General features: G+C 59.3%; 17 protein-coding genes. 11 read left to right on the top strand and 6 right to left on the bottom strand.

Features of this window, described 5'->3' with window-relative positions; genetic code table 11:
- Positions 1-330 precede the first annotated feature (330 nt).
- The 5 genes from EXZ61_RS03835 to EXZ61_RS03815 all read left to right on the top strand — a co-directional run bounded on the left by EXZ61_RS03835 (position 331) and on the right by EXZ61_RS03815 (position 3,417).
- Positions 331-1,236: a GIY-YIG nuclease family protein gene (locus tag EXZ61_RS03835; protein ID WP_142809196.1), complete on the top strand. Its 906-nt coding sequence runs from the start codon at positions 331-333 to the stop codon at positions 1,234-1,236.
- A 138-nt stretch (positions 1,237-1,374) separates the two neighbouring features.
- Positions 1,375-1,662: a type II toxin-antitoxin system RelE/ParE family toxin gene (locus tag EXZ61_RS03830; protein ID WP_342590567.1), complete on the top strand. Its 288-nt coding sequence runs from the start codon at positions 1,375-1,377 to the stop codon at positions 1,660-1,662.
- Positions 1,649-1,996 (top strand): helix-turn-helix domain-containing protein, encoded by a 348-nt coding sequence (locus EXZ61_RS03825; RefSeq protein ID WP_142809192.1) that lies wholly within the window; start codon positions 1,649-1,651, stop codon positions 1,994-1,996. The genes EXZ61_RS03830 and EXZ61_RS03825 overlap by 14 nt, the downstream gene beginning before the upstream one ends.
- 23 nt (positions 1,997-2,019) lie before the next feature.
- Positions 2,020-2,763 (top strand): VOC family protein, encoded by a 744-nt coding sequence (locus EXZ61_RS03820; RefSeq protein ID WP_142809190.1) that lies wholly within the window; start codon positions 2,020-2,022, stop codon positions 2,761-2,763.
- A 186-nt stretch (positions 2,764-2,949) separates the two neighbouring features.
- On the top strand, positions 2,950-3,417 hold the full coding sequence (locus EXZ61_RS03815; protein ID WP_142809188.1) for a VOC family protein: 468 nt from the start codon (positions 2,950-2,952) through the stop codon (positions 3,415-3,417).
- A gap of 162 nt (positions 3,418-3,579) precedes the next feature.
- On the opposite strand, the gene EXZ61_RS03810 is transcribed toward EXZ61_RS03815, so the two are convergent.
- Complete coding sequence (locus tag EXZ61_RS03810) at positions 3,580-3,819, bottom strand: hypothetical protein (RefSeq protein WP_142809186.1); 240 nt, start codon at positions 3,817-3,819, stop codon at positions 3,580-3,582.
- 62 nt (positions 3,820-3,881) lie between these two features.
- Complete coding sequence (locus tag EXZ61_RS03805) at positions 3,882-5,039, bottom strand: M14 family metallopeptidase (protein WP_142809184.1); 1,158 nt, start codon at positions 5,037-5,039, stop codon at positions 3,882-3,884.
- A gap of 106 nt (positions 5,040-5,145) precedes the next feature.
- On the opposite strand from EXZ61_RS03805, the gene EXZ61_RS03800 reads away from it, so the two are divergent.
- Positions 5,146-5,346: a YjfB family protein gene (locus EXZ61_RS03800; protein ID WP_142809182.1), complete on the top strand. Its 201-nt coding sequence runs from the start codon at positions 5,146-5,148 to the stop codon at positions 5,344-5,346.
- A gap of 30 nt (positions 5,347-5,376) precedes the next feature.
- Here the strand turns inward: EXZ61_RS03800 and thiL are convergent, their stop codons facing one another.
- Complete coding sequence (gene thiL / locus EXZ61_RS03795) at positions 5,377-6,399, bottom strand: thiamine-phosphate kinase (protein ID WP_142809180.1); 1,023 nt, start codon at positions 6,397-6,399, stop codon at positions 5,377-5,379.
- Positions 6,400-6,407: 8 nt separating this feature from the next.
- Positions 6,408-6,815: a Co2+/Mg2+ efflux protein ApaG gene (gene apaG / locus EXZ61_RS03790; RefSeq protein ID WP_142809178.1), complete on the bottom strand. Its 408-nt coding sequence runs from the start codon at positions 6,813-6,815 to the stop codon at positions 6,408-6,410.
- A 70-nt stretch (positions 6,816-6,885) separates the two neighbouring features.
- Between apaG and rpe the strand changes: the two genes are divergently transcribed.
- From rpe to EXZ61_RS03775, 3 genes are all read left to right on the top strand, one after another.
- Positions 6,886-7,563: a ribulose-phosphate 3-epimerase gene (gene rpe, locus EXZ61_RS03785; protein ID WP_142809176.1), complete on the top strand. Its 678-nt coding sequence runs from the start codon at positions 6,886-6,888 to the stop codon at positions 7,561-7,563.
- A gap of 24 nt (positions 7,564-7,587) precedes the next feature.
- Positions 7,588-8,505, top strand: coding sequence for an HDOD domain-containing protein (locus tag EXZ61_RS03780; protein ID WP_142809173.1), 918 nt, complete (start codon positions 7,588-7,590; stop codon positions 8,503-8,505).
- A 196-nt stretch (positions 8,506-8,701) separates the two neighbouring features.
- A complete protein-coding gene (locus tag EXZ61_RS03775) occupies positions 8,702-10,645 on the top strand; it encodes a patatin-like phospholipase family protein (RefSeq protein WP_168224694.1) in 1,944 nt (647 codons plus the stop codon).
- 149 nt (positions 10,646-10,794) lie between these two features.
- On the opposite strand, the gene EXZ61_RS03770 is transcribed toward EXZ61_RS03775, so the two are convergent.
- Both EXZ61_RS03770 and EXZ61_RS03765 read right to left on the bottom strand, forming a co-directional pair.
- A complete protein-coding gene (locus EXZ61_RS03770; protein WP_142809169.1) occupies positions 10,795-11,001 on the bottom strand; it encodes a CsbD family protein in 207 nt (68 codons plus the stop codon).
- A gap of 108 nt (positions 11,002-11,109) precedes the next feature.
- Complete coding sequence (locus EXZ61_RS03765; RefSeq protein WP_142809168.1) at positions 11,110-11,727, bottom strand: outer membrane beta-barrel protein; 618 nt, start codon at positions 11,725-11,727, stop codon at positions 11,110-11,112.
- 184 nt (positions 11,728-11,911) lie between these two features.
- Between EXZ61_RS03765 and gph the strand changes: the two genes are divergently transcribed.
- Positions 11,912-12,643, top strand: coding sequence for a phosphoglycolate phosphatase (gene gph, locus EXZ61_RS03760; RefSeq protein ID WP_142809165.1), 732 nt, complete (start codon positions 11,912-11,914; stop codon positions 12,641-12,643).
- Between the two features lie 46 nt (positions 12,644-12,689).
- Positions 12,690-13,676: a 2-dehydropantoate 2-reductase gene (locus tag EXZ61_RS03755; protein WP_142809164.1), complete on the top strand. Its 987-nt coding sequence runs from the start codon at positions 12,690-12,692 to the stop codon at positions 13,674-13,676.
- Positions 13,677-13,827: the final 151 nt, after the last annotated feature.

The raw sequence follows: 13,827 nt of genomic DNA, 5'->3' as shown, positions 1-13,827 counted from the left end.
CTACTCACGCTTATAGGACGGGCGCTAAAGCTTTATTTAGCGCAGAAGGTGTCGCGCAACGGCATGAAAGGCTGGCTTTAGGTACGAGATCGCAATTGGCCACCCCAGCGCGTTGCCACGCAAACAGAGCAATACGCCACCGCTTGCGGGCAAAGCGCCCCACCGCAGCCGTAAACCCCTCGCTCCAAACTTACAATCCCCTGTAGTTCGCCGCTACCTCAAGCGGTTCAGTCCAACGTGGTTTATCTTCCGAAAGGGGCAATCGTGGTTTCTTCCTGCTTTGCCTCCCGGCAGATAAACGCTAATCGTTAAGCGTCGTAGGAAACAATCATGCCCATCGGCAAATCAATTCGCGTCTTCCTGGCTGATTCAACAGTCTCCGGTATCCGATACGCGGAACTAGTCAACTGGACCGGTCAAGCCGTTGCCTGCCCAAGAAGCCGCCTCACTGAACTCACTTCTTGGCCAGAGGCATCAAAGCCCGGCGTCTACCTTCTCTTCGAGGCTCGCCTGGGTGACTCGAAGCCGTTGGCCTATATCGGTGAATCCGAGAACGTGACGGAGCGCCTGACGACGCATGACCGGTTGAAGGAGTTCTGGAATGAAGTGGTCATCTTCACGAGCAAGGACGAAAACCTCACGAAGGCACATGTCAAGTTTCTTGAAGCTACTCTTGTCGGACTGACGCGTCGCGCTGACCGATACGAACTCGAGAATGGCAACACGCCTCCCGAGTCAAGCCTACCGCGCGCAGACCGCGATGCGATGGCGGAGTTCACTGAGAACATTCGAATGGTCCTCGGCACGCTCGGATACCCCATCCTAGAGCCACTACTGAAAGCAACTATTCCGGTTGCCCAGCCTTCTGGCTCTACACCGCAAGAACTTGCGAGGAAGTCATCTGCCATTGATCTGACCTTCAAGGTCAACAACCTCCTGGCGCACGGCACGCTTACCGATGAAGGCTTTGTCTTGAAGAAGGGGTCGCAAGTATCCAAGTTCAACACAGACAGCGCTGCACAGAGGGTGGTAAAGGTCAAGGAGCAGCTTGTCGCGGATGGGCGCTTGGTCGCTCAAGACGACCATCTGGTTCTGCAGGAAGACTTCCTGCTGAGTTCATCAAGCTACGCGGCAGTCATGGTTGCGGGAACCTCCCGCAGTGGCCCACAGAGCTGGATCAGCAGTGATGGAAGAACACTGAAGTCCATCGAAGATGCCGCCGTCAACGACGCCTAACCCCTCGCTCAAGCGGAGCGCCAACGTTAAATCTCACGCAAGCTGGTCCAGCTCGGTACCCCTGAAATATCTCAAACATGCTATATTTTCAGCGGGAAATGGGAGATCAAATATCACGATGAGAAGTTGCAGGCTGATGTGCTGGCGTTACCGCCGGGAATTTTGGCCAGATACTTTCATTGCACCGACCGCATGGTGGAGTTTGGTCCTGATTTAGGAATGCCTCACACGCGGGCAATGAGCATGGGGCTCTTCGAGTTGCGTTTGAAATCCCGTGAGGGTATTGGACGGGTGTTTTATTGCACCTTGGTGGATCGCAAGATCGTCATGCTCCATCAATGTGTGAAGAAGACCGATAAGACACCTCCCAAAGAATTGGCACTTGCGCGTAAGCGAATGAAGGAGTGGAAAAATGTTGACGCATAAACAACTTCGTACTAAGGCACTGGCTAATGCTGAGGTAAAGGCGGAATACGAACAACTGGCCGACGAGTTTTCTCTTTTGGATGAGTTCTTGAAGGCGCGGGCTGCGCAAGGCCTGACCCAGGCGCAGGTGGCAGAAAAGATCGGCACTACGCAGTCTGCAGTTGCACGCATGGAGTCGGGTAGTGGCAAGCATTCTCCTTCTCTGGCGACGCTGACCAAGTATGCGGATGCCCTGGGGTGCAAGCTGGAGGTTCGGTTGGTTCGCAGGCTTCAGCCAGCGAACAACTTAACGGATCGTCCAAGCCCGGCAACGCCCAAGCGCGTTGCGGCTTGACTTCGACGTTAGGCCTGCCCATCATGACTAGTCTGCGCTTCGATCACATTGTTGTTGCCGGAAACGTAAACCACAATGCACAAGCACTGAGGGCGGCAGGTTTGGTCGTCGAGGATGGCGGCAGGCACGAAGCTGGTCTCACTCACAATCTACTAGCTGCGCTCGATAACTCCAGCTACGTGGAACTGATCGACTTCTCCCGGGCATGGCTTCGACCTTCGCTGCGTCTTCTCTCGCACACGCCTTTCTGGCGCTCCGTGCTGTCAAGTCGCCCCCTGTACGAAGCGGTCTTCCTCGATGCGCTAACGTTGCGCGGCGGACCCATAACATACGCGTATACGGTTGACGATCTCGAAAGCTTCGTTTCAAGCGCTGCCTCGCGCGGCCTTGTGCTCGCGAACCCAGTGCGCATGAGCCGCCTTCGGCCGGACGGCGTCCGAATCGAGTGGTCGCTGGCAATCAGCCCGCATCTTGATCTGCCATTCTTCCTACAAGACCACACTGCTGGGCACACACGATTGCCCGAGACGCGCCCGAAGGCGCCAGAGTCGGTTCGCGTGCTTCAGGTTGCCGTGTCTAGTGTTAAGAAAACTACCGAACGCTACGTGGCCCTGTTTGACACGGCTCCCTCCGTTGGATCCGAAGGCACATCCAAGTTTCAGATCGGCGGGATTTGCGTTGAGATTGTCCAAGGCAAGACAGGCGCGACACCCTCCATAGACTGCGAGCTTTGTTCCGGTCGCCTTCTGTCAGCACTCTTGGAATAGCAAACCGATCCACCGAAACCACCTATGAAGCGTCCCAAACTGAATGGCGAGAAATGGCCTAACGAGTTGCTCGTCGCGGACACACAGCAGCAGGTTGCCACTTCGCAGCGCTTGCTGCGTGCCGGACAGCGCCAACGTTAAGCCGCAAAACTGCTGAATCAATCTATCCTCACAAGGGGAAAAACGATGTCTAGGGTCATACGTACCTGCCTCTGGTTCCGTGACGGTCGCGGTCGTGAGGCCGCAGAGTTTTACTGCGCTCTGACTCCAGGAAGCCAGATCGAGGCGACATACGAGATCGGCGGAGAAGATGGCGCTTCATGGCTCATCGACTTCACACTGGGCGGGGTGCCGTACCAGATTCTCGATGCCGGACCGATGTTCACCCTAACCGAAGCAGTGTCGATTTCGGTTGAGACGGACGATCAGGCAGAGACCGATCGGCTTTGGGCAGCGCTAACCACGAACGGTGGCGAGGAAAGCCACTGCGGCTGGCTCAAGGATCGCTACGGGGTGTCGTGGCAGGTTTTCCCGAGGCGGCTGACAGAATTGACTTTGAGGGCCGAGAAGAATGTGTCTGCCAAGGCGATTGCGGCGATGAAGAAGCAAAAGAAGATCGACATTGCCGAAATCGAAGCGGCTGTTCGTGGATAGAAGTTCACCGCGTTAGCTTGACCCGGCATTCGAGCGACGCTGCGCAAAAGTCCGCCCACCCTAAGCAACGTTAAACCAGCCTGTAGCGCCCATCCAACAAGCGCAAGCAGCTACACAAAATATAGCAAACCTCACACCAACCCAAGGGTTGGGCCAAGGCTTCTACTTCACCTCGTCGGGCATTGGCTTGGGCTGGGTTAGCACCTCCACCTGTTGCTTGACTTGGTTTTGAATCTGCTGGCTTTGCTGGGCTGCTGTGGCCTTGGGGTCTACCGTGATGGTCGCAGTGGGCGTTGACAACAGTGGTTGCGGCACGCGGTTGGCAGTTAACTGCTGCTTGAAGAGCAAGCCCACCAGTGCCAGTGTGACAAGTACGCCAATCAACCCGAGAAGTGAACGCATATCAGGTCCTTCGCTGAAAATGGTTGGGACACCCTCTATCCATTGCGGGTGCCGGCGGGAACTCAGAGAACGGCCATGAGCGGCTGCAACACGCTGGCGCCCAGCTTGCGCGAGCGTTCGCCACTCCAACCCGCCGCCAAGTCTGGCAATTTGGCGTTGTCTTTAAACGGCATCTCGATGGTGAACGCCAAACAGTTGAAGTGCTGGGCAATCCAGTTGGTGGCCAGGGTGGGGTTGCCCTCGCCCGGGCCCTTGCGGCCGTAGTTGAATTCGTCTTGAAAGTCGGGGCACGAGGCCATCCAGCTGGACTTGAAAGCATTTTCCAGATCCGCCACATGCGGGGTGTAGCCGGGGTTGCCTTCTGAGCCCACTACAAAGTTGTAGGGCAGGCCTTCGTCGCCATGCACGTCTAGGCACAGGTCTACGCCGGTGGCCTTCATTTTTTGGCGCACCACCAAGACTTCGGGCGAGCGCTCTGCCGTGGGTTCCGCCCATTCGCGGTTGAGGTTGGCGCCCACTGCATTGGTGCGCAGGTTGCCACGCACCGCGCCGTCGGGGTTCATATTGGGCACCACGTAAAACACGCATTTGTTAAGCAGCTCGCGGCTTACCGAGTCGTCTTGGTCAACCAGTCGCTCTAAAAAGCCTTCGGTAAACCACTCGGCCATGGTTTCGCCAGGGTGCTGGCGTGCAATGACCCACACTTTTTTCTTTTGCGCCATGGGGGTGGCACTGTGGCTGTCGGTGATGCGCAGCAGGGTCATGTCGCGCCCTTCTACCGTGCTGCCCAAGCGCTCCATGCTCACCAAGGGTGACAAGGCGGCAGAGCTGAGCAAGTCCAAATGCTGCTCATGGGAATAGGGCTCAAAGTAGGCAAAGTAGACGCATTGGCTGTCGGGGGTCATGCGCGCGGTCATGACCTTGCCGTCAAACTGGGTGTCGATACGGAACCAGTGCTGGCGGTCTTGGCTGGCTACTACGCGGTAGCCCTCCCAGCCTTTGGGGTAGGCACAAGCACCCGCGTTCATAAACTTCATGATGATGGGCAAGCCTGCCGCACCGTGCAGCGCAAAGTGGAACCACTGGGCAAACTCAGCGGCATTGTCTTTGCGGATGTTGAGCTGGATGTTGCGGTGGTCCGTCAGGCTGAGCACCTCAATGGCGCCGGAATCAAACTGGGAAGAGATGTGAAGTTGAACGCTGGGGCTGGTGTGTTTCAAAGCGGCTCCTGTTCATGAAATTGGCGGGATTGTAGGGGCTGCTCCTTAAGTTTGCAGCCACTGTGCCGATAGTAGGCCACCGCGCAAGTTTTCAGGGAGTTTTCATATGAATATTGCCAACACCCCCGCCGTACAAGCCGCCACCGCAGCAGCACAGAGCGACACGGCCGACCAGGTGAACATCATGGTGCTCAAAAAAGCGCTAGACACCCAAGCCGTGGCCGCTTTGGGGCTGATCCAAGCCCTGCCCCAACCGCCCTTGGCCACCCAAGGCAGCGTGGGCACCAAGGTCAACACTTTCGTTTAGAAGGTTTTGGCTGCCGGGCAGCACCAGGACTTAGCCTTTGTGGGGCGCAAAGTGGTCGAAGGCTTTGACGCCTTGCGCCACCGGCTGGCCAGCGCTGTCCACCACGCGCAAACCTGGCGCTGCCTCGATTTGGCCTATGCAATGCACGGGCGTGCCGCTGGCCAACGCTGCAGCCTGCACCGCAGCACAGTTGGCGGGCGAGGCGGTGAACACCAGCTCGTAGTCGTCTCCTCCGGCCAGCACGCTTTGCAAATGCAGTTCGGGGCTGATGAACGAGGCATTTTTAGAGGCAAATTGGCCTGTTGCGCCCGTGGATACTGCGCAAGCAGCTAGCAATTGCATAGCATCCTGCGCGCGCAGCGTGGCGCCTACGCCAGACTGCTTCAAGATATGGCCCAAGTCGCCCACCAAGCCGTCGCTCACATCGGCCGCTGCCGTGGCAATGCCCCGCAGGGCTTGGCCCAAGGCCACGCGCGGGGTGGGTTGCTCTAGGCGCTGGCGCGCTTTGGCAAAGGTGGCGTCGTCTAGCGTCACATGGCCCAGTAGCACTTGCAGGGCCACATGGGCGTCGCCCACCGTGCCGCTTACATACACATCGTCACCCACCTGAGCGCCGCTGCGCAACAAGGCTTGGCCGGGCGGCACTTCGCCAAACACGGTGATGCAAATATTCAAAGGGCCTTGGGTGGTGTCACCGCCAATGAGGGCGCAGCCGTGTTGGTCGGCCAAGGCAAACATGCCTTCGGCAAACGCCTTTAACCACGCTGCATCGGCCTGTGGCAGGGCCAGCGCCAAGGTAAACGCTAGGGGGCGCGCGCCGCAAGCGGCCAAGTCGCTGAGGTTCACGGCCAAGGCTTTGTGGCCCAAGCTGCGGGGGTCTACGTCTGCAAAGAAGTGGCGGCCCTGCACCAGCATGTCGCTTGATATCGCCAAGCGCATGCCTGGCGTGGGGGCCAAGAGCGCGCAGTCGTCGCCTATGCCCAACTCCACCCCCGGCCCTAAGGGGTGCTGGGGGCGCGTGAAAAACTGGGCAATCAGCTCAAACTCACCCATGGCAGGGCTTAGTGCAGGGTGCGCTTGCCGCCGGGGCCGTCGGAGTCCACATCGCTGAGGGCATCCAATACAAACATGGGGATGTCGGCGTCAAACTTTTCGCCGTCTTCGGCCACACAGAAAAAGCTGCCGTGCATGGTGCCCGTGGGGGTGCGCAGGCGGGTGCCGCTGGTGTATTCAAAGGCTTGGCCGGGCTTAAGCAAGGGCTGCTGGCCCACCACGCCCAGGCCTTTGACCTTTTCGGTCAGGCCGTTGGAGTCATTCACATTCCAGGTGCGAGAGATCAGCTGTGCCGTGACCTCCCCCACATTGGTAATGGTGATGGTGTAGGCAAACACATACATGCCGTCATGCGGAGAAGATTGATCGGGAAGGTACTGGGGTTGCACTTCCACCAAAAATTGGTACTTGGACATAGCCCAATGCTACCTGCGAAAATGCGGGCATTGCCAACCTAACTGGAATGCCCCTGCGCATCACGCCCCCATGACCTTTCGCATTGCCCCCTCCATCCTGTCTGCCGACTTCGCCCGCTTGGGTGAAGAGGTCAAAAACGTGATCGCCGCTGGCTCCGACTGGATTCACTTTGACGTGATGGACAACCACTATGTGCCCAACCTGACCTTTGGGCCCATGATTTGCAGCGCCTTGAAGCCCCACGCCAAAACCGCTGCGGGCGTGGCTGTGCCAATTGATGTGCACTTGATGATCTCCCCCGTAGACGCACTGGCGGCCAGCTTTGCCGAAGCGGGTGCGGACTACATCAGCTTCCACCCAGACGCATCGGGCCATGTGCACCGCAGCATCCAAGCCATCAAGTCCAAGGGCGTGAAGGCGGGCTTGGTGTTCAACCCCGCAGAGCCGCTGGATGTGCTGGACTGGGTGATTGAGGACATTGACCTCGTGCTCATCATGAGCGTGAACCCCGGCTTTGGCGGCCAGAGCTTTATTGACTCGGCCCTGCGCAAGATTGAAGACGTGCGCCGCCGTATTGATGCCAGCGGCAAAGACATCCGCTTGGAGGTGGACGGCGGCATCAAGACCGACAACATCCGCCGCGTGGCCGACGCCGGAGCTGACACCTTTGTGGCGGGTAGCGCCATTTTTGGCAAGCCCGACTACAAGGGTGTGATTGACGCCATGCGCGTCGCATTGGCTGCATAAAACAAATAAAAAAACGCAGCACCTATGGGATGGTTCAGCCGGCTCTTTAGCCGCGGGCAAGAAAACGTACCAACCAAGGCACGCGCGCCCTCAGGCGTTGCCGCTGGCCATGACGCACCGCCTGCGGCGGCTACCGCGACCAAGAGTGGTGCTCCACCCCAGGATGCAGCGGTTTTTTTGCCATGGTTAACTGCCACGCAGGCCTTGGTAGACACCGCACTCAGCCCTAAGGAGCAGGCGCTTTTGGCGACGCTGAACGCACTGCTGCGGCAGCCTAGCCTGCCCGAGGCCTTGCTGCCGCGCGCCGCCCAGCTCATACCGAGGTTAGTCGCACTCATGCGTGAGCACGAACTACCGGTGTTTATGGTGGCCAAGAAAATCAGCCGCGACCCAGTGCTCATGGCCGAAGTGCTGCACTTGGCTAACAGCCCAAACTACAGGGCGGGCGAGCCCATTGATCGGTTGGAAGACGCCATTGCCCAAATAGGACACAACGGGCTGAACTGCTGTATTGCCAAAGTGCTGTTCAAGCCGATTGTGCGAGACAGTGCATCGCTGCTCACTGCGGGGCTAGCCCAACGACTGTGGGACCGGGCAGATCAACTGGCCGAACGCGGAGCCTCACTCGCCCAGCACCAACACCAACGGACTTTAGATGGCTACTTGGTAGGCTTGCTCAGCACCACGGGTTGGAATGTGGCGCTGGCTGCTTGGCGCAAAGCGGGGCTTGCCTTGCCGCTTGCGCCCAGCAAGGCGTTTGCCAGCGCTGCAGACGCTGCGACCCTGCGCCTCTTTGGCCATGCCGCCAAAGCCTGGGACATCACCGAGGGGTTTATGGCCTTTAGCCAAGACCTCTACGCCCACGGCCTGCAACAAACCCACCACCCGCTGGCCACCGTGTTGCGCCAAGCGCGACACGCTACGGAGACGGGCGTGCATTAGCCACTCCACGCAAGGTGCCCCAAGGCACTGCATCTGGCCGTCGCAATATCCCCACACTGGCCCGAGGCTTCACCCAAACGACACCGTCGGACCACAAGGCATTGGCTATGATGTGGCCCCGAAAACCTACAAGAGCGCCGTTAAGCGCCAAGGCCAAATCCGTTTCACACAAAACCGATGGACAGGGAGACAAGCAGTGACAAGCATTCAACCAGCAACCTTGCACGAACAGTTGCTGACATCCACATTGCAAGAGGTGTTTGGCGACATCGACGCCGAATCCCTTGCCCGCATACGCCCGCGCATGACCACCGTTCACCTCCCCGGTGGCGAAGTGCTGATGCAGCAAGGCGACCCTTCCGACAGCATTTACCTGGTGCTCTCTGGTCGACTGCGCGCGTCCATCTGCGATGCAGAAGGGCATATGGAATCGGTGGGTGAAATTGGGCGGGGCGAGCCCATTGGTGAGATGGGGGTTATCAGCCAAGCGCCACGCGGCGCCACCATTACGGCGCTGCGCGACTGTGTGTTGCTGCGCTTGGCAGCCGAAGACTTTACCGAGCTACTGCAAACCTGGCCCAACGTGGCGCTGCCCTTAGCCCGCAAGCTCATGGAGCGACTCTCGCGCAGCAACCGCAAGCGTTCGCAGCAACGCCACATGGTCAATGTGTGTGTGCTCCCGCTGCATGCCGACCTCGACATTCAAGCTTTGGGCGGCACTTTGCGTGACTCCATCGCCCAGCAATTGGCGCGCTCGCAGTACACCAGCCAAGCCGACCTATACCCCATTGCCCTCATTAACCGTGACGCGGTCAACCAAGCGCTGGGCGCCGGTGCTGCGGACACCGAGTTGTCACAAGACCGCCAATACCATCAGCTTCTGGCTTGGCTCGACGAACAAGAGCTGCGCCACACCATGCAAGTCTTGGTTGCAGACCAAGACGACACGCCGTGGACCCGGCTTTGCTTGCGCCATGCGGACTTGATTCTGCTGGTAGCCAACGCCCAGGGCGACTGCCAGCTCAGCGATGTGGAAGCCCAACACCTGACGCGCGAAAGCCCTGCTGTGGCTGTCACCCGCAGCCTCTTGCTGTTGCACCCTGCGGATACACGAACGCCGACCCACACCAAGCGCTGGCTAACAGCGCGACCTCACATTCCGGTAGAAGGGTTTTCGCACTTCCATGTGCGCCATGGCAATGCGGCAGATTGGGGACGTTTGGCCCGCATCGTTGCCGGCCAAGCGACTGGTTTGGTGCTAGCAGGCGGTGGCGCCAGAGGGTTTTCGCAGCTAGGGGTTATGCAGGCCTTGGAGGAGCACGGCATTGAGTGGGACATGGCTGGAGGCACCAGCATTGGCTCGGTGATGGCAGCCTATGCCGCCATGGACTTGGATGCCACCCACACGACAAAATTGGCGGCCAAAGCTTTCTCAGTGAACCCCACGGGAGACTTCAATTGGCTGCCCATCATGTCCATCATTCGGGGCAATAGGCTTGCCAACGTCATCCGTGACGCGGTGGTCAATGCATTGGGACACCCCATTGGCATCGAAGACCTGTGGAAGCCCTACTTCTGCGTGGCGTCTAACTACTCGAAAGCCCAAGCGCAAACCCTGCGCATGGGAGATTTGGCAACGTCCATTACCGCCAGCGTCTCTATACCGGCGGCCTTGCCCCCAGTGCTATCCCAAGGCGACTTACTCACCGATGGCGGCACCTTCAACAACTTTCCGGTGGACATCATGCGGGCCTCTGGTGCTGCAAGGGTCATTGGTGTGGACATGAGCCGCGACCGCTACCGCCCACTGGCGCTGGAGGCCATGCCGTCCAGCGTGGAGCTGTTTGTAGACCGCTTCTTTAGACCGCGCTCGCGCCGCAAATACAAAGGCCTACCCAGTCTTGCGGCCATTGTGTTTAACGTGGCGGCCATGTCGAGCCAATCCCACGAGAAACGCATGCGCAAAGAGCTAGACCTCGGCTTCACGCCCGATGTGTCCCGCGTGGGCATGTTGGAGTGGGGATCGTTTCACAAGGTGGTCAACATTGGCTTGGAGCATGCGCGCGAGAAGCTCGGCAGTGATCCCCGCGTCTTTCAGCCAGAGTGGTTCAACTCGCAGATATCAGCTTCGCGTTTGTGAGTGCGTAGGTGCGCTAGGGCGTGCCACGCGATCACTGCACGGGTGCGTTTAGATTCAGCCCGGCAAGCGACTCGTCTTCGTCGACCAAGTACCGATCCGTAAAAACCCCTAGCCCAGTAAAGGCTAGGGGCTCTTCAGTGGCTGACGTATCAGCGTGCTTTGGCTGCGTGCTTGACGGCGTCGGCCACATCTTTCACGCCTTGCTTGGCATCGCCAATGGCTTTCTCGGCATTGCCTACGGCTTGCTTTTGCAGGCCCTTGAGTTGCATCTCTTTGTTGTCCAAGGCTTTACCGGCCGCTTGCTGGGCTTTGCCGGTCAGGTCTTTCACGGAACCCTTGAATTGGTCTTTGTTCATAGTCGCTTTCTTGGTGGGTGGAGGGAGTGGTGTGGGCTTTGGCCACACCAGAGTCATGCTAGGCAATCGGGGCGCAGGCGTCGGTTCGCAGCGCCACATTGCAGCGCTCTAAAAACGCATGCGTGCACCGAGCCTGACCGTGCTCACCCGGTCTGAGCTGCCACCCGCAAACTTCATCAACGTTTCGTCATACAACAGTACAGCCGACCACTGCGGGTTGATGAGCAACTCCGTACCGATGCCGTAGGACCAGTCAAAGCCACTCTCGCTGCCCTGCGTCACACCGGACAAGGGTTGCGCGGACACGTCCGTATGGCCGTAGGTGGTGCCTATCTTGCCCAGCAGGTTGAACGACTGGTTGAGCGGTAACTTGCCTATGAGGCTCAAGTTAATGCCCTCGGCCTTGGTGGTGCCACCCCCGCGCGACACCTGGCCGAAGTTGGTATAGCCCAGCTCCAAGCCCACGTCAGGGCTCAGGTAGTAGTTGCCAAAGGCCACGCTGTAGGCGGTGTTGCGGTCTTCGCGGGAGTACAGGCCGTTGCCGCCACTGATGCGTGAAAAGTCCGACGGCCCACCGGTCAAGCCCACATAGCCGTGGCCTACGGGTTCGTTGCTTCGGGATTGGTTTTGGGCGAAAGCGGTGGGCGCGCAACACACAAGCGTGGCAGCCAGCAAGCCGCTGGCCGCATGCGCCAAGCGCGAGGTTCGGATGGAAGTCAAAGTCATAGGGAGTTCCCTTGGAAAACGTCAATGAAAGCTAGGCAAACTTCACTATGCAGACAGGGGCTTCCCGACTCGGTGCGCTGCAGCGCATTGCGCACAGTTCTTCTGACGCAGCAGCTCTTGCGGCAAGGGCAAGGCTTTAGACTGCTAGCCATTTCAACCCCACACCTACACACCCAACCCCCTTATGTTGACCCCTAGCTATTTGCAAGCCGCCTTGGTAGATTTAGACGGCACCTTGGTAGACACCATGGACGACTTTGTTGCCGTGCTGCGCTGCATGTTGGCCGAATTGCCAGCCCCCTACTGTGACTTCGCGGTAGAGCGTGCCACCGTGGAGCCGCTGGTCGGCAAGGGCACAGAAAACTTGGTAAAAAGCTTGCTGGCGCTCGTGGATACTGCGCAAGCAGCTATCCATAGTGAAGCAGCTCGCGCAGACGGCACGCTCACCGCGCAGGCATTGGAGAGTTACTACCGCCACTACCAGCGCATCAACGGGAGCTTGGCGCAGGTCTACCCCGGCGTGCTGCAGGGCTTGGAGGCCATGCGGGCGCGCGGCATGCGCCTGGCCTGCGTGACCAACAAGCCCACGGGCTTTGCCAAAGACTTGCTGGCCATCAAAGGGCTGGATGGTTTTTTCGAAATCACCATTGGCGGTGACGCCGTGGCCCGCAAAAAGCCCGACCCCATGGCACTGCTGATGGCGTGCGAGGCCTTGGGCACTGTGCCCACCCACACCCTGATGGTGGGCGACAGCAGCAACGACGCCCAAGCCGCCCGCGCAGCGGGCTGCCCCGTGCTCTTGGTGAGCTATGGCTATAACCACGGCCACGCCATTACCACGGTAGACGCCGACGCTTACACCGACAGCTTGGCCGAGATTCCCTGGGACCGGTGGCCCGCCGAGCTTGCGGCATAAACCCACGCACCACAGCTTTAAACCTTCGAAGAGACAAGGACACACCATGAAGATTTGCATCGTTGGCGCGGGCGCCATTGGCGGCATGTTGGGCACCCGCTTGGCATTGCACGGAACCACTCAGGTGAGCGCTCTGGCGCGCGGCGACACACTCCAAGCCTTGCGCAGCCACGGCTGGCGCATGGGCACCGCACAAGGCTTGCTGCAATGCGCGGCCACTGCCAGCGATTCAGCGGCGGACTTGGGCGTGCAAGACTTGGTCATCATCACGGTCAAAGGCCAAGCCTTGGCAGCCTTGGCGCCCCAGCTAGCACCGCTACTGGGCCCCAACACCTTGGTGATGCCCGCCATGAATGGTGTGCCGTGGTGGTTCTGCCAGCACCTGCCCGCCTTTGCCGATGCCCCGCTACAAAGCCTGGACCCTGACAACACCATTGGCCAGGCCATTGCCCTAGAGCGCGTGGTGGGTTGTGTGGTGCATGCCAGCGCCGCCACGTCGGAGCCGGGTTGGGTACAGCACCGCATGGGGCAAGGCCTGATCGTGGGGCTTGCCACCGGCGGCCAAGACCCGCGCGTGCAAGCCATTGCCGATGTGCTGGCGCAAGCAGGCTTTGATGTGACCCACAGCGGCCACATCCGCCAAGACATTTGGTACAAGCTGTGGGGCAACCTCACCATGAACCCCATCTCGGCCATGACAGGTGCAAGCGCTGACCTGATTTTGGGCGACCCCTTGGTACGTAGCTTTTGCGCAGACGCCATGTTGGAAGCCTCGGCCATCGGCACCCTGCTGGGCTGCCCCATTGATCAAAGCCCGGAAGACCGCCAGCAAATCACCGCCAAGCTGGGGGCCTTCAAAACCTCGATGCTGCAAGACGCTGAAGCAGGGCGCAGCTTGGAGCTGGACGCCATCGTCACGGCAGTGCAAGAAATTGGAACCCGGCTGGCCGTGCCTACGCCCAATATCAATGCCCTCTTGGGCCTGACCCGCTTGTTTGCGCGGGTGCACGGCCTGTACCCGAAGGAAAGTTAGCAGAGATTGTCCATGAGGGTTTGGATGGATGGCGGAAGCAGTGGCGAGGCAGTTTGGTTCCGACTGAGGCACCCATAGCTGGTGCTATGGGTAACGAAGAGGGGCCAAAATGACCACCATTGCGCCGTCAGCCGCCAAACAGCACCGAAGG

The sequence above is a fragment of the Rhodoferax aquaticus genome, from assembly GCF_006974105.1.
GTDB lineage: Bacteria > Pseudomonadota > Gammaproteobacteria > Burkholderiales > Burkholderiaceae_C > Allorhodoferax > Allorhodoferax aquaticus_A.
This window is presented reverse-complemented; position numbering and strand designations above follow the sequence as displayed.